At 64.2% G+C, this 20,078-nt stretch carries 16 protein-coding genes and 1 pseudogene; 6 read left to right on the top strand and 11 right to left on the bottom strand.

Annotated features, from left to right (window positions below):
• Window positions 1–4: 4 nt before the first annotated feature.
• Window positions 5–1,258 carry a zinc-dependent alcohol dehydrogenase gene (locus OUY36_RS11675; protein ID WP_133457186.1) on the bottom strand — a complete coding sequence of 418 codons (1,254 nt, stop codon included), beginning with the start codon at window positions 1,256–1,258 and terminating at the stop codon, window positions 5–7.
• Between the two features lie 248 nt (window positions 1,259–1,506).
• Window positions 1,507–2,421 carry a LysR family transcriptional regulator gene (locus OUY36_RS11670; RefSeq protein ID WP_267934409.1) on the bottom strand — a complete coding sequence of 305 codons (915 nt, stop codon included), beginning with the start codon at window positions 2,419–2,421 and terminating at the stop codon, window positions 1,507–1,509.
• 104 nt (window positions 2,422–2,525) lie between these two features.
• Between OUY36_RS11670 and OUY36_RS11665 the strand changes: the two genes are divergently transcribed.
• Both OUY36_RS11665 and OUY36_RS11660 read left to right on the top strand, forming a co-directional pair.
• Complete coding sequence (locus OUY36_RS11665) at window positions 2,526–3,353, top strand: DODA-type extradiol aromatic ring-opening family dioxygenase (RefSeq protein WP_267934408.1); 828 nt, start codon at window positions 2,526–2,528, stop codon at window positions 3,351–3,353.
• A gap of 26 nt (window positions 3,354–3,379) precedes the next feature.
• Window positions 3,380–4,219 (top strand): DUF2218 domain-containing protein, encoded by an 840-nt coding sequence (locus tag OUY36_RS11660; RefSeq protein WP_267934407.1) that lies wholly within the window; start codon window positions 3,380–3,382, stop codon window positions 4,217–4,219.
• Between the two features lie 56 nt (window positions 4,220–4,275).
• On the opposite strand, the gene OUY36_RS11655 is transcribed toward OUY36_RS11660, so the two are convergent.
• From OUY36_RS11655 to glgA, 7 genes are all read right to left on the bottom strand, one after another.
• Window positions 4,276–5,124, bottom strand: a complete 849-nt coding sequence (locus OUY36_RS11655) for a M23 family metallopeptidase (RefSeq protein ID WP_267934406.1) — start codon at window positions 5,122–5,124, stop codon at window positions 4,276–4,278.
• A 258-nt stretch (window positions 5,125–5,382) separates the two neighbouring features.
• On the bottom strand, window positions 5,383–7,533 hold the full coding sequence (glgX, locus tag OUY36_RS11650) for a glycogen debranching protein GlgX (protein ID WP_200593719.1): 2,151 nt from the start codon (window positions 7,531–7,533) through the stop codon (window positions 5,383–5,385).
• 96 nt (window positions 7,534–7,629) lie between these two features.
• Complete coding sequence (locus OUY36_RS11645) at window positions 7,630–7,971, bottom strand: DUF2934 domain-containing protein (protein WP_063542275.1); 342 nt, start codon at window positions 7,969–7,971, stop codon at window positions 7,630–7,632.
• Entirely contained in the window at window positions 7,968–10,778 is a 2,811-nt protein-coding gene (locus OUY36_RS11640; RefSeq protein ID WP_267934405.1) for a malto-oligosyltrehalose synthase, read from the bottom strand. The genes OUY36_RS11645 and OUY36_RS11640 overlap by 4 nt, the downstream gene beginning before the upstream one ends.
• Entirely contained in the window at window positions 10,775–12,850 is a 2,076-nt protein-coding gene (malQ, locus tag OUY36_RS11635; RefSeq protein ID WP_267934404.1) for a 4-alpha-glucanotransferase, read from the bottom strand. Before malQ ends, OUY36_RS11640 begins: the two co-directional genes overlap by 4 nt.
• Entirely contained in the window at window positions 12,847–14,622 is a 1,776-nt protein-coding gene (treZ, locus tag OUY36_RS11630) for a malto-oligosyltrehalose trehalohydrolase (protein WP_267934403.1), read from the bottom strand. Before treZ ends, malQ begins: the two co-directional genes overlap by 4 nt.
• Window positions 14,623–14,634: 12 nt before the next feature.
• Complete coding sequence (gene glgA, locus OUY36_RS11625; protein ID WP_230724740.1) at window positions 14,635–16,185, bottom strand: glycogen synthase GlgA; 1,551 nt, start codon at window positions 16,183–16,185, stop codon at window positions 14,635–14,637.
• 297 nt (window positions 16,186–16,482) lie between these two features.
• On the opposite strand from glgA, the gene OUY36_RS11620 reads away from it, so the two are divergent.
• Window positions 16,483–16,989, top strand: a complete 507-nt coding sequence (locus OUY36_RS11620) for a CinA family protein (RefSeq protein ID WP_267934402.1) — start codon at window positions 16,483–16,485, stop codon at window positions 16,987–16,989.
• A gap of 2 nt (window positions 16,990–16,991) precedes the next feature.
• Here OUY36_RS11620 and OUY36_RS11615 read toward each other — a convergent pair whose 3' ends face one another.
• On the bottom strand, window positions 16,992–18,104 hold the full coding sequence (locus OUY36_RS11615) for a mechanosensitive ion channel family protein (RefSeq protein WP_102841085.1): 1,113 nt from the start codon (window positions 18,102–18,104) through the stop codon (window positions 16,992–16,994).
• 201 nt (window positions 18,105–18,305) lie between these two features.
• On the opposite strand from OUY36_RS11615, the gene OUY36_RS11610 reads away from it, so the two are divergent.
• A complete protein-coding gene (locus OUY36_RS11610; RefSeq protein ID WP_110776977.1) occupies window positions 18,306–18,836 on the top strand; it encodes a ferritin-like domain-containing protein in 531 nt (176 codons plus the stop codon).
• 94 nt (window positions 18,837–18,930) lie between these two features.
• Window positions 18,931–19,214 (top strand): annotated as a pseudogene (locus OUY36_RS11605) (DUF2061 domain-containing protein).
• Window positions 19,215–19,225: 11 nt separating this feature from the next.
• On the opposite strand, the gene OUY36_RS11600 reads toward OUY36_RS11605, so the two are convergent.
• Window positions 19,226–19,501, bottom strand: coding sequence for a DUF1652 domain-containing protein (locus tag OUY36_RS11600; RefSeq protein WP_063542293.1), 276 nt, complete (start codon window positions 19,499–19,501; stop codon window positions 19,226–19,228).
• Between the two features lie 274 nt (window positions 19,502–19,775).
• Between OUY36_RS11600 and OUY36_RS11595 the strand changes: the two genes are divergently transcribed.
• Window positions 19,776–20,069: a hypothetical protein gene (locus tag OUY36_RS11595; protein ID WP_267934400.1), complete on the top strand. Its 294-nt coding sequence runs from the start codon at window positions 19,776–19,778 to the stop codon at window positions 20,067–20,069.
• Window positions 20,070–20,078 lie beyond the last annotated feature (9 nt).

The raw sequence follows: 20,078 nt of genomic DNA, 5'->3' as shown, positions 1-20,078 counted from the left end.
CGAGCTACCTGGGATTCTGCACGGTAGTCGGGTCGCTGGCCGGAAAGGTATCGGCCACTGCCTCATCGAGAATCTGCTCCTCGCTGCCCTGTGCATCGCCGCGCTGAGGCTGCAGTTCGACCTTGATCCAGCCATTCTCGCGACGGTCGAAGGCTTCGAAGGCAGCGATCACGTCGGTCATCGGCTTGACCTGGGTAAGGATCTTCGCCGGGTCGATACGCCGCGCCTGAACCATTTCGATCAGCCGCGGGATGTACTTGCGGTGGTGGCAGTTGCCCATGTTGATGGTGATGTTCTTGTTCATCGCCATGCCAATGGGAAAGGTCATTGCATCCGGCGGATAGACCCCGATGATCGACAAGGTGCCGGCCTTGGCCAGGCTCTGCACGGCCCACTCCAGCGCCTGGGCGGGTGCGTCGCCGGGCTGCCAGAGCGCGCCGGATGTGGCGCCCTCGGCCGGCTTGCTGCCGCAACAGCCATGCTCGGCATCGACCCCCACGGCATCGATGACCCGGTCGACACCAATGCCGCCGGTGAGGCGCTTGATGGCTTCGACCGGATCTTCACGATTGAAATTGATGGTTTCTGCGCCCTGGCGCTGGGCCATGCGCAGGCGATCGTCGTACTGGTCGATGGCGAACACCCGACCGGCGCCGAGCAGCTTTGCGCTGGCGATGGCGAACTGGCCCACCGGCCCGCAGCCGAACACCGCCACGGTGTCGCCACTACCGACCTCGGCCATCTCGGCGCCGAAGTAGCCGGTGGGAAAAATGTCGGACAACAGGATCGCCTGGTCATCGCTGATCTCCGGCGGCAGCTTCACCAGGCCGATGTTGGCGAAGGGGATCCGCGCCTTTTCGGCCTGCAACCCATGAAAGGGGCCGGTGGTCTGCGGGCCGCCGTAGAAGGAGGTGCCGGCTTCCTTGCCGTTGGGATTGGCACCGTCGCACTGGGCGAAGTAGCCCGCCCGGCAGTAGGAACAGTTGCCGCAGGCAATGGTGGATGGGATGACCACCCGATCACCGACCTGCAGGTTACGAACATCGGCACCCAGCTCCTCGACGATGCCGACACCCTCGTGGCCGAGAATGGTGCCAGGCTGCATGCCGCTCACGGTGCCGCGCACGAAATGCAGATCGGTGCCGCAGATGGCCGATGCGGTGATGCGCACGATGGCATCGGTAGGCGCAAGGATGCGCGGTTCGGGTACGTCTTCCAGGCGGATGTCGCCGACGTCGTGATAAACCACAGCTTTCATAGCTACTCCGTATCGCCGGCGCGGTGCGGGGCACGCAGCCGACGGTTGTCGGGCGGAACGGATGAGCGGGCAGCACGGCAGAAGAAGCGAACCGGCGCGATGCTCGAATCTCAGGCTCCGCGGGGTATCAGAAAAATTCGTATGCGCACGGCGCAATGACGCCAGGGCACATCTGTTCCGACTTTCCCCGGCGTTGGCGGTTCATCTTTTCTATGTCTGGCGCCGTTCGGCCGCCGCGCAGGGATGGGCTATTCGCGCGTCCAGGGCTGGCGTTCGCCGATCACCTCGACGAGATAGTCGATCATGACCCTTACTTTTGCCGGTGGACGGCGGTCCGGTGGATAGACCACATGGATGCCACCCAGCCCGACACAGGGGTGATCCAGCTCCAGCGTGACCAGCTCGCCGCTACGCAGCGCCGGAGCGACGATGAACTGCGGCTGGTAGACGATGCCCTGGCCACCGATCGCCGCCGCCAGCAGTGCTTCGCCGTTGTTGGCGATCAGGTCGCCCGAGACTGCCACGCGCACATCGCCGTTGCGGCCGAACGCCCACAGCGTGCCGCTTGCCAGGCTCGACAGGCTGTAACCGAGGCAATTGTGCTGGGCGAGGTCGGCGACGCTGCGCGGCACGCCCCGTTCGTCCAGGTATCGCGGTGCGGCGCAGATCAACAGCGGACAATCGGCCAGACGCCGAGCCTGTAGCGGGCTGTCCTCCAGCCAACCGATACGGACCGCCAGATCCCAGCCCCCGTCGAGCAGATCGATGCGGCTGTCGGTCAGGCCCAGCTCGACTTTCACCGCCGGATGACGGCGGCTGAAGTCCGGAATCAGCGGGGCGATGTAGCGGGTGCCGAATGACAGCGGCACGTTCATCCGCAGCAGCCCCGACGCCTCGACACGCTGCGACGCGACACTCGCTTCGATCTCGTCGATTTCCGGGAGGATGCGTTGGCAGGCCTCCAGATACTGGCCGCCCGCTTCGGTCAGGGTCAGGCGGCGCGTGCTGCGATGGAACAGCTTTACCCCCAGGCGGCTCTCCAGCGCATCTACATGCTTTGTGGCCATGGCCGGCGACATGCCCAGATGCCGCGCCGCTGCCGAGAGGCTTCCGGCGCTGGCGGCGCGGGCGAACACGCGCATCCCGGTAATGCGATCGAGCATGCGATTCCTCGCTATCAGTAAAAGGTGTTGGCTGTACTTGCCCGGTTCTCACACCTCTGAGTGTAAGCCATGATTTCCGCATATTCGTTCCGGGAAGGCTTGCAATGCTCACGTCCGCCACATCGACTGCCGGTCAGACCATGCCAACTCTGTTCGTCCCGCACGGTGCCGGGCCTTGCTTCTTCATGGACTGGAACCCGCCGACCGCGTGGAATGCCATGGCGGGCTTTCTCAAAGGCATCGCCGCAACCTTGCCGGCCAGACCGACCGCCATCGTGCTGGTATCCGGCCATTGGCTGCAGCCGAGTTTCAGTGTGACCAGCGCCGCACGTCCCACGCTGATCTACGACTACCACGGCTTTCCGCCGCACACCTACGAGCTGCGTTATCCGGCGCCGGGCGAACCGGCCCTGGCCGCGAGGATCGCCGACTTGCTCGACGCCGCCGCGCTGGGGGGGCGTGAGAATGCGCAGCGTGGCTTCGACCACGGCATGTTCATCCCGCTGAAGCTGATGTTTCCGGATGCCGACATCCCGGTGGTGCAGCTTTCACTGCGCAGCGACCTCGACCCGCAGGCGCACCTCGCGGCTGGCCAGGCCCTTAGGGCGTTGCGCGACGAAGGCGTGCTGATCGTCGGCAGCGGCATGAGCTTCCACAACATGCGCGGCTACGGCGACCCGCGCTTCGCGGCGATTTCCGATGAGTTCGACCATTGGCTCACCGCTGCGGTCGAACTGCCGCCCGACGAGCGAGACCGGGCGCTGCAGCGCTGGGAAGACGCACCGGCGGCGCGCCTGTGCCACCCGCCCAGGGCCGAGGAACACCTGATCCCGCTGCTGGTGGCTGCCGGCGCAGCGGGCGATTCGAATGGACGCAAGGTCTTCAGCGACCGCGTCATGCACACCACGCTGTCAGCCTACCGCTTCGGCTGACGCGCCTATTTCATCGAGGAAACACCATGTACCGATCCCAAAGCCGAATCACAGCGAGCAATCCGTCGCGCCTGATCAAGCGCCTATGCAACCACTGGCGACACAAGTTTCCCGTGCAGCTGGACGAGCAGGGCGGCGACATCGAACTGCCGCTCGGCCGCTGCAGCCTGCGCGCCAACGAGGGCGTGCTGGACGCAAGATTGGAGGCCGACGATCGGGCGCAGCTGCAGCAGTTGCAGAAAGTGGTCGCCGATCACCTGGCGCGCATGGCCGGCGACGAGCCGCTGAACATCGCCTGGCAGACCGAAACCGGTGCCGAGCCAGCCGCACAGCCGGCCGAAAACCGGGCGCTGGACTCCAGAACTCGCTACGGCACCGTTTCGCGGGTATTCCACTGGCTGATGGCGCTGCTGATCGTCTGGCAGTTCCTCAAGCTGGGTGACCGCATCGAAGAGGGCGAGCACTGGGTCGGACAGACACTGGTGCCTTGGCACGTCTCCCTGGGCGCCGTGCTCTTAGTCCTGGTGGTGCTGCGCATTCTCTGGTCGGCCAGCCAGCTGAGCCGGCGGCCGCTGCACGATCCAGCCACGGCCTGGTTGGTCAAGGGCGGTCACCTGGCGCTGTATGGGTGCATGGTGGCGATGCCGGTTACCGGCGTGCTCTATCTGGTCGGCAATGGCTACGGTCTGAAGGTGTTCGGCCAGCAGCTGGTGGAGAAGGGACCGGAGATCGCCTGGGCGGCCTCGGTCGGTGGCCTGCACTCACCGCTAGCCTGGCTGACCGTACTACTGGTGATCGGGCATATCGGCGCCGCGCTGTATCACCGACTGGTCAAGCGCGACGACATCATGCAACGCATGCTCTAGCCCAGGGCGTCGCCTCGCGAGCGGACGCAGCAGTCAAGAGCTCCGGTAATCGGAACTCATTGATTGCTGAGGGCGAAGTTCGGCAGCGAATCCACCGGCTGGCTGAACCGGAAGGGGATAGACAACATCGAGCCGCCATAAGATTTCTGCACCACGAAATGCAGGTGCGGCCCGGTGCTGCGGCCCGTATTGCCGGACTTGCCGAGTAGCGTGCCGGCTTCCACTCGCTGCCCGGGCTTGACCCGCACCGAGCCCCTGCTCAGGTGCAGATAGGCGCTGTGGGTGCCGTCTTCATGCTCGACTCGAACATGGTTACCGGCTGGATCGGGCAGGCGCCCGCCCTGGCCGTTGCGAATCTTCACCACGGTGCCGGCGCGAGCGGCAACGATCGGAGTGCCTACCGGCATGGCGATATCCACCGCGTAGCGTCCGCTCGGCGAGTTGTGGCTGAAGTCGCCGCCAGCGCCCTGGGAGATCCTGAACGGGCCGCCGCGCCAGGGCAGGGCATAGGCGGGGCCATCGACGGTGCCAGGCTGATCCGGCTCCGGCGAGAAGAGCAGCGCGTAGCTGAACGAATGCTTGAACATGATCGGCCCACCGGCCTGGCGCTTGCTCAGCGTGGCGACGCGCACCCGGCTGTTTGCCGGCACCGTCTTGCGAATCACGCCCTTGCCGACGCCGGCCACATTGACCATCCGCGTCAGGCGCAGGGTCACCTCCACCGGTACTTCCAGGGTATTGCTGACATCCATGGCCTTGCCGCTGCCGGCGCGGTTGATGAACAGCCGCACCGAGCCGGGCTTATCGGTCGCTTTCGCTTGTTTGCTGGAGGCGAAGGTAGGAGCCAGCGGGGCCAGCCCGATCATGAGCAGAAGGGGATAGATGAGCGGTCGAAGAGAGAGCATGACGTGTGATCCATCACGGAAAAGACAAGACTGCCGGCGACAAGCAGAACGAATCCGTTGGTTGGTTAAGAGGGCCGCGCTGGATTTTGGGACTTGAGTCACATGGCGAGGTTCACTGCCGCATGTCATTTTTTTTGCAAAGGAGAGTGGTCTCGACCGCAAGCATGGCGCGTAACGCTTCGCGAGCCGATTAACCATGCTGGGTTCAGCGAGCCAGCGTCGGAGAAGCAGGGCGCCCCTGGGCGGGGCGCGCCTCGATCACTCGTCGGCCTTGATCAGCTCAAGCAGCAGCAGCGAACGACCCGTCACGGCGTACTCGTCATTGAAGTCGAAGCGTTCCGGCCGCGCGGTCGGGTGGTTGGTGTCGATCAGGCGATTCCAGTAGATGCCCTGCGGCACTTCCGGCAGCGTGAAATTCACCAGGTCGTGGTGCGCGTTGACGATGAGCAGCAACGTTGCATCCGAACCGGCGCGACGGATGCCGGTAGGCTGGGCTCGGCCGTCGAGCAGCATGCCCATGCAGCGGTTGTGGGCGTCCTCCCACTGCTCGATGGTCATTTCCTCGGCATTCGGCGCGAGCCAGGTGACATCCTTGACCCCCAGCTCCTCGTTGTAGGCGCCAACGAGGAAACGGCCGCGACGCAGCATCGGGAAGCGCTGACGCAGGCGGATCAGCTTGCGGGCAAAGCCGAGCAGGCCGTAGCTGTCCTCGCTGATGTCCCAGTTCACCCAGCCGATCTCGCTGTCCTGGCAATAGGCGTTGTTGTTGCCATGCTGGGTCCGAGCGAATTCGTCCCCGGCGACGATCATCGGCGTGCCTTGGGAGAACAGCAGGGTGGCGAGGAAGTTGCGCATCTGCCGGTAACGCAGCTCGTTGATCTCCGGATCGTCGCTGGGGCCTTCGACGCCGTGGTTCCACGACAGGTTGTTGTCGCTGCCGTCGCGGTTGTCTTCGTCGTTGTCTTCGTTGTGCTTGTGGTTGTAGGACACCAGGTCCTTCAACGTGAAACCGTCATGGGCGGTGACGAAGTTGACCGAGCTGAACGGACGCCGTCCGCGCTGGTTGAACAGGTGGCCGGAGCCGGTCAGGCGGCTGGCGAAATCGGCCAGCTGACCATCGTCACCCTTCCAGAACGCACGCACCGTATCGCGGAACTGGTCGTTCCATTCGGCCCATCCCGGCGGGAAACCGCCCACCTGATAGCCACCGGGGCCGCAGTCCCAGGGTTCGGCAATCAGCTTGATCTTGGCCAGCACCGGGTCCTGGCGACAGGCGACAAGGAAGCCGTGGCGCTCGTCGAAACCATCGTGCTCGCGGCCGAGAATGGTCGCCAGATCGAAGCGGAAACCATCGACGTGCATCTCGGTGGCCCAGTAGCGCAGCGAATCGGTAACCATCTGCAGCACGCATGGGTGGCTCATGTCCAGCGTGTTGCCGGTGCCGGAATCGTTGATGTAGTAGCGCTTGTCGTCCGGCATCAGACGGTAGTAGGAGGCGTTGTCGATGCCGCGCATGGACAACGTCGGGCCCAGCTCATTGCCTTCGGCCGTGTGGTTGTAGACCACGTCGAGGATCACTTCCAGGTCGGCGTTGTGCAGGTGCGCGACCATCTCCTTGAACTCGCTGATCTTGCCGTTGGCCAGGTACTTCGGATGCGGCGCGAAGAAGGCGATGCTGTTGTAGCCCCAGTAATTGGTCATGCCCTTTTCCAGCAGGTGCTGGTCCTGGACGAAGGCATGAATGGGCAGGAATTCTATGGACGAGACGCCGAGCTTGCGGATGTAGTCGATCACTTCCGGCGTCTTGAAGCCGGCGAAGGTGCCACGCACATCGTCGGCCACAGAAGGGTGGCGCATGGTGTAACCGCGCACATGGGTCTCGTAGATGATCGTCTTGTCCCAGGGCACCTGCACCGGATGGTCGCGGCCCCAGGTGAAGGCCGGGTCGATGATCTTGCACTTGGGCACGAAGGGCGCGCTGTCGCGCTCGTCGAAACTGAGATCACCATCGGGGTGGCCGATGGTGTAGCCGAACAGCGCTTCCGACCATTTCAGCTCGCCCACCAATTGCTTGGCGTAGGGGTCGATCAGCAGCTTGTTCGGGTTGAAGCGATGGCCGTTCTCCGGGTCGTAGGGCCCGTGAACGCGATAGCCGTAGATCTGCCCGGGATGCGCGTCTGGCAGGTAGCCGTGCCAGATCTCATCGGTGTATTCCGGCAGCTCGATACGTTCCAGTTCGGTCTCGCCGCTGGAGTCGAACAGGCACAACTCCACCTTGGTGGCATGGGCGGAGAAAATGGCGAAATTGACGCCCAGCCCGTCCCAGGTTGCACCGAGCGGGAAGGGTAGGCCTTCGCGAATCCTGGAAGGGGTCATGACCTGCGGCGCATGGGGCTTTTTCTTACTCATGAAATCTCCAGTGGCATTTCTCGAAGGCAAAAGGGCGACCGTGTCGGCACGGGCGATCATTCGACCGATCCGATGCCGACAAGGTGCAGCCGCCGGTCAGCTCTCCTTCTTGGCCCGCGGAGCGCGTGGTTTGCGGATGGTCTCGGGCGTGCCGGCAGCGGCGTCGGTGTCGGCTTTCGGTGCCGCTCGCGACGCTCGAGGCTTGGCTGCCGGAGCCGCCTTGGCCGCCGATGTGGCCTTGCTTTTCGGCGTGGCATCGGTGGGCTTGGTGGCGGGCTTGCGGGGGCGGCTGGCGGGTTTTGCCTGCGGAGCACCTTTCTCGGCCTCCACCAGCTTGCGCGCCATCTCCCAGTGGCGTTCATCCTCCCCGTGCGGGCAGCCTTCGGACTGCCAGATCTGGTAAGCGAAATCGCGGATTCTCTGCTCGTCTGAACTCATTGTTGGGATTCTCCTGTTGCACTGATGGACGTATACAGGACGGCCACCGAGAGTCCGTCCAGAACACGCGCAGCTTCGAGGCTGGCTTGTTGGGATGTGACTGTCGTTCCGTCGAAAAGTCGTTCGAACTCGCTACCGTCCAGCGCCTCGGGCAATGCGACACGCGTATCCCCCCAGCGCTGGGCCGGAATCCGTGGCTGCTTGCTGTCGCCCAGCAGGCCGACAGCCAAGCGCGGCACCAGCACCACCAGCCATTGCCCGTCCAGCTCCCGGGCAAAGGCGAGCAAGTGCTCGGAATGCGCGCCGCTCACTGAAAGCGGCAGGTAACGGCCTTCCCTGAACAGCCGCGAAAAGCGACGACGTGCCTGCAACGTGCGGCTGATCACCAGCTGCTTTATGCGACCGTCATGCCAGCTCTGCAGCAGCTGGTCCGGTGTCGCGGCCTGCGTGAGGCTGCTGCGGCGGGCCGCGAAGTCCACCGGGCGGCGGTTATCCGGGTCGACCAGACTGAAATCCCAGAATTCGGCACCCTGATAGAGATCCGGCACCCCCGGCGTGGTCATCCGCAGCAGGCTCTGCGCCAGCCCGTTCAGGGCGCCGGCTGGGGCCAACTCGGCTGCAGCTGCGCCAATCTCGCCACGTAGTCCCGCACCTTCGGCGCCGGTGAGCAGGTGCTCCACATACCGACGACAGGCACCTTCGTAATCGCTGTTGGGGTCGGTCCATGTGGTGCGCAACTTGGCCTCTCGCAGGGCTTTCTCCTGCCACTGCAGGATGCGCTCGCAATACTGCTGCATGCCCGCGGCGTCCTCGCCTTCCAGGTCCAGCGGCCAGCTGCCGAGCAGCACCTGGAACAACATGAGTTCGTCAGCAGGCGAGGGCGCAGGGCCGTCGGGTTGCTGCTCAACCTTGTCCGCGGCCAAGTCACGCCAGCGCCGCACCTTGTCGGCAAACCACTCGGCACGTTCGCTGAGCACGGCGATCCGCGCGCGCGTGTCCTCGCCACGCTTGTGATCGTGGGTCGCGGTGGTCAGCAGATTGAGCGGGAAATGCTCGGCACGCTGCAGGCACTCATCGTGGAACGCCTGCAGCGGGGCGCTGAAGTGCTGCGGGTCGAAGCCCACATCGTTGCGCGAGAGCAGAATGCCGGAGCGATAGCAGGCGGTGTCTTCGACGGCTTTGGCGGCGGCCGGCGAGGTCAGCTGCTGGAAGCGCGTGCAGGCGTAGCGGCGGATCTTGCGCAGTGCTCGTGGCAGCTGGCGCAGGCTTTCACCGCCGAGCCAACGCTGCAGATGCTCGAGCAGCGGCCAGTCAGCTTCGCTCAAGGTGGTCTTCGCGCCTTCCAGCGCCTGCTGGAAGAATGGCTCGTCCGCCTCGCGCCTGCCCGGCGCCGCGATGTAGGTGCGGTAAACCGGAAAGTGGATGATCAGTTCGAGCAGGGCCCGGCGGATCGCGCCCAGGGTGATGTCACGGGTCATCACGTCACCGCGCGCCACCTGCAGCAGTGCCTGGGCCACGGTTTCGAAATCGCCGGCCAGCGGTCCGGTCAGCACCAGCTGACGTGCCTGGCGCGCCTCTTCCATGAAATCCGTAGTGCGTCCGCTGGTCTCGCCCCACAGTGCACAGAGTGGCTGCTCGCCCGCCGGGTCATGCTGCAGCAGCGACACCTGGTTCATGAATTCGTAACCGGTGGTGCCATCCACGCCCCAATCGTCATGCAGCCGCTCGCCACCGGCGAGGATCTTCTCGACATAGATCGGCACATGGTCCTGCAGCGCTTCGGCGGGACGACCGGCGTTGAGCCGATCGACGCGCCGTCGCAGGCGACGGCAGTAGCCACGCGGGTCCGCGAGGCCGTCGACGTGATCGATACGCAGGCCATCGACGAGACCTTCGCCGATCAGCTCGAAGATCTTGGCGTGGGTCTCCTCGAACACCACCGGGCGTTCGACACGCAGGCCGCCCAGCTCGTTGATGTCGAAGAAGCGTCGCCAGTTGATGTCGTCACCTGCGGTGCGCCAGCTGGCCAGCCGATAGTGCTGGCGCTCGAGCAGCCCATGCAGGCGGCGGAAGCCGTCCGCCGTGGTCGAGTCGTAACTATTCAGGGCCTGTTCCAGCGCTTGACGCGTGCTGGCGTCCTGCAGTTGTTCGGCCAGGTCGGCGCGCAGCAGGCGTGCGGTCTGGTAGGGCGCCGGTTCGGTCTTCAGCGCATCGAAGTGTTGCGCAAGCGTCCTCAGCTGCGGGTGATCGGCGGCGCGAAGTACCTCGCCATAACTCGGCGGGGTGATCGGAAAGCGATGCTCGTAGTGCTCGGCGTAGAGCGCCCCGTTGTCGATATCCAGGCACAGCTTCACCGTGCCCTGTTGCAGCGCCTCGCCGTAGTCGCTGCCGAGGAAGGGCACCAGCAGCTGGCCTTCGAGCAGCGGATCCGGCGAATTCCATTCGATGTCGAAGAACTGCGCATAGGGGCTGCGGCGGCCCCATTCGAGCACGTCCAGCCACCAGGCGTTTCCTGCCCCGCCAACGGCCATGTGGTTGGACACGATGTCCAGGATCAGCCCCATGCCCTTGGCGCGTAACGCCTCGACCAGTCGCTGCAGTGCCGGTTCGCCGCCGAGTTCCGGATTGATGCGGGTCGGGTCGATCACGTCGTAGCCATGCATCGAGCCTGGACGGGCGGTGAGCAAGGGCGATGCGTAGATATGGCTGATGCCCAGTTCGGCGAAGTAGTCCACCAGCGCGGTGGCGTCGTCCAGGGTGAAGCCGCGGTGGAACTGAAGTCGCAGCGTAGCGGTGAGATCTTTCATCGATGCGCAGCTCCACGATGGTTGTGGCGGGCCCGCGCGAGACATTCCAGACGCCTGCGACTGGCATCGCCGTCAAGCAACGTCGCGCTGTCACCGGGGTACCGGCGGCGCCAGTTGGGATGGGTTTCGACGATGCCGGGCATGTTGGTCTGTTCCTCCAGGCCGAGGGCATCCTCGACCGGCAGCAGCACCAGCGGTGCGGGGGTATGACCGAGAAAGCAGGCGGCAGCGTCAACGGCCTGCTCGGTGCTCAGCAGCTGATCGGAATGCCTGCCGCTGTCCTCGCAGAGCAGCCGGTTGAGACCGGCACGCTCATGCTCGCGGACCCGCCATTGCTGGTCGCGATCGGCTTCCTCTACCTGGCCGACCTTGATGCGCCAGTCGATGTCATGGCCATTCCACCAGCCCGTCAGGGTCGGGATGTCATGGGTGGTGGTGGTAGCCAGGGCCTGGGATGAGTAGTGCCCGGCGCGCTGGAAATGCCCGTCATGCTGTTCGAACAGCAGCACGCGCATGCCAAGGATGCCGCGTGCGGCCAGGACGTCGCGCAGTCCGGGCGGAATGGTGCCCAGGTCTTCACCCAGGATCACGGCGCGATGGCGCCAGGCTTCCAGGCACAGCAGGCGCAGCATGTCGTCGAATGGGAAGTTCAGATAGACGCCATGTTTCGGATCGGCGCCGGCGGGCATCACCCAGAGGCGCTTTAGTCCGAGCACATGGTCGATCCGCATGCCTCCCGAATGGGCCAGGTTGGCGCGCAGCATCTCGATGTAGGCACGAAATCCGTTCTGCTTCAGCCCCCAGGGCGAGAACGCCGAAATACCCCAATTCTGCCCATCGCGGTTCATCACGTCCGGTGGCGCACCGACGCTCAGTGAGGCCAGCAATTCAGCCTGACGGCTCCATGCCTGGCTTCCGCCGCCATCGGCACCGACGGCCAGATCGGAGATCAGGCCGATGCGCATGCCCGCGCTGCGCGCGGTGACCTGGGCGCGCTCGAGCCCTCGCGCCATCAACCACTGACCGAAGGCGTGGTAGCTGACCTCATCGGCATGTTCACGGGCGAACTTCTCGACGGCCGGGCTCGCTGGGTCACGGTAGTCTTCCGGCCAGTTCCGCCAGTGCTGCGGATGGCCATCGGCGCTGCGCAGATGGGCATGCAGCGCTTCGAATCGACAATGGTTTTCCAGCGCTTCGCCGCCGTTGCTGCGAAAACTGTCGAAGTCGAGCTGCTGCGGGTTCTCACCCTGACGGAAATCGTCGAACAGCTGCCGCAACAGGCGCTGGCGCGATTGCGCCACGGCCGGCCAATCGATCAGCTCCAGCCGCTCGAGGCGCTCGAGCTCACCGCCGAGTCCACAGGCCTCGATGGCCTGACGCACCGGCAGCTCACCGAGGATGGCGCCGGGCGCGGCATGCAGGACGTTGTAGAACAGCCGGCTGGATGGCGAGTAGGGACTGTATTGATCGATGTGCACGCCGAACATCGCATGTACCGGGCTGATACCCAGCGCATCGGCGCCGTGAGCTGCCGCATTGCGTACCAGTTCTTCCAGGGCCTGGGTGTCGCCCAGGCCTCCATCGCCCGGGCGGCGCAGACTGTAGAGCTGAACGGTCAGGCCCCAAGCGTGGGCGCCGGCGACTTCGGCCACGGTCGGGCACGAGTGAGGCGCAACGGCGAGCGTGACCTGCCTGTCAGCAACCGCCAATTGGTGGTAGCCCGGTGTATCGATAGCCGGCAGCCGTGCCTGATGGTCGAGCTCGCCATGGCGGACCTCGCCGTTCTCCAGCGTCAGCTCGAATCGGCTGGCAGGTTGGAAATACGCCGCGAGTTCCAGCGAATGGTGCTGATCGCAGGTCATGAGAGGCGGTAAGCCGCCATGGTTGTTCTGGCGATCCAGCATGGCCAGGCTGGCGTCGACATCCTCAGCGCTGTCCGCGGCCAGCCCCAGACAGGCAAGCACCTCGCGCAGCACGTCCGGGGTAACGCGTTGCTGGCGATTGTCGGCGTCGATCCAGTCGATGGACAGGCCGGCGGCTTCCGCCAGGCGGATCAGTGGTTCGTCGCTCATGTGGCTTTCTCCAGATACAGCTTGGCCATACGAGGCGCCAAAAGGCCCTGTGCCGGGCTCGCGATGTCCCGGCTGGCGAACAGCAGCTGGGCTTGCTGAGGCGCTGCGGGCAGCGGTACATCAATGTCGCTCAGGTTCAGCTCCAGCCGCAGCCGACTGCCGTCGCCGAACTGCCAGCGCACCAACACCGAGCCCTCGCCGAGTACCGTCGAATCCAGAAAGCGCACGCCCGGTAGCCGCGGCACGATCTCGGCACGGCGGATCTTCAGCAGCTGGCGGTACAGCGCGAGCCACTGCGCATGGTCGGGTTCCTGTCGGGCGGTGAAGTCCGGTCGCGAATCCTCAAACGTGGAGAGGGCGTTGGGGTCGGGGATTCGCTCGCGGGTCGCTTCGTCGGCGAACTCGGCAAACTCGGCAAACTCGTTACGGCGGCCTTCGCGCACGGCATCAGCCAGTTCGCCGTGGTGGCTGGTAAAGAACAGGAAGGGTTGGCGTGCGCCCCATTCCTCGCCCATGAACAGCAGCGGCACCATGGGCGACAGCAGCAGGACCGCAGTCGCCGCCCTGAGCGCATCGGCATCGGCCAGGCTGACCAGGCGTTCGCCAAAGGCGCGGTTGCCGGTCTGGTCGTGGTTCTGCAGAAACAGCACGAAGGAGGTCGGCGACAGGTGGCCGCTGGGTTCGCCGCGCGCCTCGCCGCGGCGGTTGTTCTGGCCCTGGTAGATGAATCCCTCACCAAGAAAGCGCGCAAGTTTCGCCGTCGCGTTCTGGCAGTAGTCGGCGTAATAGCCCTGCTGCTCGGCGGTTAGCAGGGTGTGCAGCACGTTATGGCCGTCATCGTTCCACTGCGCGGTGAAGCCCTGATCAAGCAGGCTGGCGCGGTTGTCCTCATTCTCCAGCACCAGGTGGACATGGCGACCAGGCTCGACGGTCGTGTGCACACGCTCGGCCAGTTCCAGCAGGAAGCTGCGGTCGGTGATCGCATGCACGGCGTCGAAACGCAGCCCGTCGAAGCGATAGTCCATCAGCCACATCAAGGCGTTGTCGATGAAGAAGTCGCGCACCTCGCGGCGGCGGAAATCGATGGCGTCACCCCAGGGCGTCTGCTGATCGTGGCGAAAGAAATGCTTGGCGTAGTGACCAAGGTAGTTGCCGTCCGGGCCGAAGTGGTTGTAGACCACATCGAGAAACACCATCAGCCCCAGGCCGTGGGCGGTATCGATCAGGTGCTTGAGCTCTTCCGGACTGCCGTAGGCGGCTTCCGGCGCGTAGGGCAGCACGCCGTCGTAGCCCCAGTTGCGGTCACCGGGAAACTCGGCGATCGGCATCAGTTCGATGGCCGTGACACCCAGCTCGGCAAGATCGGACAGGTGCTTCTCCATGGCCGCGAAGCCACCATAGAGGCCGACATGCATCTCATAGAGCACCGTTTCGTGCCAGGGCCGCCCCTGCCATTCGCCGTTGCGCCACAGATAGCCATTGCCGGTGTCGACCACCAGACTCGGTGACTGAATGTCACCGGCCTGTCCGCGCGAGGCCGGGTCCGGCACCTGGAGTTCATCGTCGATGAGAAAGCGGTAAAGGGTTCCGACGCCGTAAGGCGCATCGATGCTGTACCAGCCATCTTCGGCGGCGGTCATCGGCAGCGTTTGTGCGCCTACGACAATCAGGCTGACGCTTCGCGCGTCGGGTGCCCAGAGGCGGAAGCGGGTGGTCCCGCTATCCAGCAACTCCGGACCGTGATGCGCGATATAGGCACGCTGCTTCTGCATTGATCACTCTCTTCAGATGGTTAGACGAACCTCGCGGCGCTCCGTGAGCAGCTGCCGGTAGAGCAGGTCATATGGCTCGATCGCATGACGCCAGAAGAAGCCGGCGGACATCGCCCGGCAGCGCATCGCGCCGAGCAGTTGCGGACGCTGATGGCAGGCCAGCGCCCGCTGGACCGCTTGGCGATAGCTCTCGGCGCTCGGTTCGTCGAACAGGAAGCCGGTGATGCCATCCTCGATGGAATCGGCCAGACCGCCGGTGCGGCGAGCGATCGGCAGCGACGCATAACGTTGTGCGTACATCTGGCTGAGGCCGCACGGCTCGTAGCGCGACGGCATCAAGAGGAAATCGCTGCCGGCGAACAGCCGACGGGCATCGGTCTCGTTGAAGCCGACGTGCGCCGCGACCCGGCCCGGATAACGGCGGGCCAGCTCCCGCACCTGGTGCTCGATATGGCTCTCACCCTGACCGAGGATTGCCAGCTGGCCTCCGCCTTCGACGATGCTGTGAGCGACCTCGAGGGTGAGGTCGACGCCTTTCTGATGAACCAGGCGCGATACCACCGCGAACAGCGGCGCCTCGCTGGCTTCCAGGCCGAACGATTCGCGGATGTAGGCGGCGTTCGCTGTCTTGCCATCCCAGTCGCGCGCGCTGAAACCGCTGACCAGATAGGGGTCGCTTTGCGGCTCCCAGCTCTCATCGATCCCGTTGAGCAAGCCACTGAGCAGGCCCTGGCGGGCCTTCATGCTGAGGAAGCCCTCCATGCCACAGCCGAACTCCGGCGTGGTGATCTCCCGGGCGTAGGTCGCACTGACCGTGGTGACCTGATTGGCGTAGGCGATGCCCGCCTTGAGGAAGGACAGCTTGCCGTAGAACTCCATCCGCTCCGGATCGCACGCTTCCCCGGGAATGCCCAGATGGCGACGCAGGCTCATATCGACATTGCCCTGGTAGGCAAGGTTGTGAATGGTGAAAACGCTGGGCGTCGATAGCCCGCGCCAATGCATGTAAGCCGGTGTAAGGCCGGCCGGCCAGTCATGCGCGTGCACCAGTTCCGGTGCCCAGCTGATGCAGGCGGTACCCGCGGCGATCTCGGCGGCGGCCAGGCACAGGCGGGCGAACCGGACCGGGTTGTCGGGCCATTCCTGGCCGTGGGCGTCGCCGTAGGGTGAGCCTTCGCGCTCGTAGAGTTCCGGGCAGATCAGGACGTAGATGATCAGGCCGTCGGGCATGTCCATACGGCCGATCCGGCAGCCGGGCACATCGGCATACGGCCCCAGGTTGCCGACCGTGCGAATGGCGTGTCCGCTGTTGATCACCTGCCGATACCCAGGGATCAGCACGCGCACATCGTGGCGGGCACTCAGCGCACGGGGCAGGGCGGCGGACACGTCGGCCAGCCCACCGGTCTTCACCAGATCAGTCAGCTCAGAGGTTACGAAAAGGATGCGGCGTTTATCGTCGTGGCTACTGCGAATCTGCAGAGCAGGGCGAGTAACCGGAGGCAAATTGAGTGGGGCCTTCGGCAAGCCGAGAGGCTGGGCGTTCACAGCGGCAATACTCATCAAGATCTCCCCAAGAGCTCCGGCGAACAGGCACCGGCGCCAGCTACGAGCATATTTCTCCCATGCAACGATCTGATGACCGCCACATACCATGAACACGACAAGGTAAAACGACTTTTTGGAGCTGCCGCGAGACAGGCAGGGCTGCGCCGGCCCTACCAGAAACCAGACCCAGCGTCGCGGTAGAAGTTCTTAAAAATGTAGAACAAAAAACCAACACTGGAACTCACAGCAGGCCAACCCGTTCCGAATAAAAACCCTCAACGAAATAGCCCCCAGAAGGGCGGAGCAAAAAGCATGCAAGAGATCGAACGAGTCGTTGCGTTTCTGCAGCGCGAGCAACTCAAGCTGACCACGGCAGAGTCGTGCACCTGCGGGCTGATGGCATCGTTACTGGGCGATATTCCAGGCTGCGGCCAGGTGCTCGACAGCGGCTTCGTGGTCTATTCGCCGAAGGCGAAGAACCGTCTGCTGCGGGTTGAGTTCGAGACCATGGAGAGCTTTGGCCTCACCAGCGAAGAGGTCGCGCGGGAGATGGCGGTCGGCGCGCTGAATGCGAGTGGCGCAACGTTGGCAGTGGCCAATACCGGCGTCGCCGACGACGATCAGGAAGACGCCGGAGGCACCCAGTGCTATGCGTATGCACTGATGCGGGGCGAACGGCAGGTGGTAGTGAGCGAAACGGTGCAGTTCGACGGTGACCGGGTGGAGATTCGCAAGCAGGCTGCACGACACGGGCTCACCCAGCTGCCGAACATGTACGCGCGCCTGCTGAAGAAGCTCGATGGGGAAAGCGGGGCGTAACGCTATACCGGCGGCTGGCGTTCCGGCTCGACGTGCTCCGGCTGCGACATATCGACGCGCTGTTTGTGGCCCACGCTGAGGTCAGCGCGAAGCTGCGGCAGCGAGTGGGGATATTGGCGTTGGATGAACCCCAGCAGATTTTCACGGATATGGCAGCGCAGGTCCCAGTTGCGTGACGAGTCCGCCGAGCTGACCAATGCACGCAACTGGATGGATTTCTCGCTGGTGTCGGTCACCTGCAGTACGCAGACACGTCCATCCCAGAGCTCGGGAACGTCCTTGCACAGGCGGCGCAGCTCTTCGCGCAACGGCTCGAGCGGCAACGAATAGTCGGTCCAGAGGAAGACCGTGCCGATCAGGCTGGAACCGCGACGGGTCCAGTTCTGGAAAGGCTTTTCGATGAAATACTGCAACGGAACCACCAGTCGCCGATCGTCCCAGATCCGTACAACGACGTAGGTCCCGGTGATTTCCTCGATACGCCCCCATTCGTTCTCGACGATGACCACGTCATCCAGCCGGATCGGCTGGGTCATGGCGATCTGTACGCCGGCGATGAGGTTGGCCAGTACCGGCCGGGCAGCAAAGCCCACCGCCAGACCGGCAAGCCCGGCCGAAGCCAGCAGGCTGGCGCCGAACTGCCGCGCGCCGGGGAAGGTCATCAGCATTGCCGCAGCCCCGACCAGCAACACGAAGAAGGCAAGGGTACGCAGCAGCACTCGCGACTGGGTCTGAATCTGGCGGGCTCGCAGGTTGTCGACCACATCTACCGGATTGCGCAGCTCGATGAAGTGCTGCAGGCCGCGCAGCGAGCGCATCACCAGCCAGGTCAGGGTGGCGATGATCAGGAGTGTGGTGACGTGGCGTGCGGCATCGATCAACAGCAGATCGTTCGGGGCCGACGTCCATACGCCCTGCACGCCGATCAGCGGCAGCAACACCCGAATGGGCTTCTCCAGCTGTTCGGACAGCTCTCGGGTGAACAGAAAAGCCCGAGCCAGACGCAGCATCAACGCGGTCAGTAGCCGTCCAAACAGGCTGAGGACCAGCGCGACGAACAGCGCCGCAACGATGGTGCGCAACGCCGGCTGGCTGATGTGCTGGTCCCATTGCAGGAGGAAAGCTGGAAATTCGATGGTGGTGATCCCGTTGGCTATATCTGGCCCAATGACAGACGCTGACCCGCGAAAGTTCAGGGCAGAGCAGACGGACCACCCCGGACGGATGGGCGGAACTCCTGTGCGCGGGGTGCCTCACAAATTTCAAGCGGGCTGCGAAGAAAGGCCCAGTATTCCCCGACCAGATTGGAGTGAGCCATGCAAAGCGCACAGACCGGCAACGACGTCCGTACAGAACGCCTCATCGAATGGCTGCGCGATGCGCATGCCATGGAAGCACAGGCCGAGACCATGCTCAACAAGCAGGCCAGCCGTATCGAGCACTATCCGGAACTCAAGGCGCGAATCGAGCAGCACATCACCGAGACGCAGAACCAGGCCAAGCTGATCGAAGGCTGCCTGCAGCGTTACGACAAGTCCTATTCAGGGCTCAAGGACCTCGGCGGCAAGATGATGGCGATGGGGCAGGCCATGGGCGGGATGATGGTCAACGACGAGGTCGTCAAGGGCGCGCAGATGGGCTACGTCTTCGAAAATCTGGAGATCGCCTCGTACAAGATCCTGATCGCCGCTGCCGAGGCGGTAGGTGACATGCAGACCAAGGAAGTCTGCGAACGCATCCTGGTCGAGGAGATTGCCATGGCTGACTGGCTGCGCGATCACCTCGCCGAACTGACCCAAGCCTATCTCACTCGCGCGGCAGAGCCGAAGGTCGAAGCCAAGCGCTGAGTTCCCGCCCGCAGGTCCGGCCGCGACCGGCCGGACCGACTCCCAACTCATTCACGGCATGCACAGCAGTCCATGCTGACGGTGGAAGCTGCCCATGAAACCACGCCCCCTGATCAAAACTCTGACCTTCGCCGTGCTGCACTTCGCCACGGCCTTCACCGTGGTCTATGCGCTGACCGGCAGCCTGGTGATAGGCGGGGCCGTCGCGCTGATCGAGCCGTTGTGCAATACCCTGGTGTTCTATCTGCACGAGCGGGCCTGGCAGCGCTTCGGTCGGCAGAAGCGTCCCACTCCTACAGCTACGGCCATGATGTGTTCCTCCGGTACATGAGCCGTGGGCAGCGTGGCGCCAATCGTGCGGCGCGCTCGTCGCGCTGATTATCGGCGGCTCACTCCACCGTCTCGAAGCGGCCGCCTTCGCTCGGCAGCGTGCTGCGGGTCGCGCGCATCTCTATACGCAGCTCCTGAGCCAGGCGCACCAGATTGGCTGCATCACGGCACTGGTCATAGGAAATACCGAGCACGGTCAGCTCTTCGTTCGGCGGTTCGTGAAAAAGGCGCACGCTGAGCGAGCTGTCGGTTTCATCGCGTACCTCGCAGTGAAACGGGCGCAGGTAGGTGTGCAGAATGGCTTCGATCTTGAACAGAGGAAGACGCGTATTCATAAATCCTCCCTAGCTAAGGAGGGTGACTGAAGCGCAGTACGGCGTTCGCTGCGCACCCCTGGTTTTGCGACGTCTCTCAACCGTAGCAGCCTGATCCCGGTTGTAAATGCGGCGATCTGTCCATCGATGGGATTAGCTCGCGCAGAGGCTCTAGCGCGACGAGTTTCACCACCACCGCTCATCGGAACTTCCCACGTCGCGGCGCTTGTCGCTGGCTGAACTCATACCGGCAGAGGATGACCAAATTAAGTACGCAGCCTCGCCGGAGACCGAAATGAACAAACTACTGCTTGCGACATTACTCAGCGCATTGGTCGTGACACCAGCCGTCGCACAGTTTCCTGCCGGTACCCCGCGGGACGATACCGGGTCGCGTCCGAGCCCGATGGGCAACCCCACGCCGCAAGAAAAAGTCGAAACCCGCAAGGACCAGCAGGGAAGGACGGTCACCGAGGATGGTCGCCTGGTGGTGCCGCAGCCCGGCGAGGAGACATCCACCGATCCCGCGCGTCATTCGGCCCCCGGTGGCGCTGATGACACGTCGACGGATGCCGGCAAGCTGGAATGACCCCTGGTT

The sequence above is a fragment of the Stutzerimonas sp. R40042 genome (assembly GCF_026642215.1).
GTDB classification, from domain to species: Bacteria; Pseudomonadota; Gammaproteobacteria; order Pseudomonadales; family Pseudomonadaceae; genus Stutzerimonas; species Stutzerimonas frequens.
Note: the sequence above shows the minus strand (reverse complement) of the source record. Positions and strands in the feature narration are given on the sequence as shown.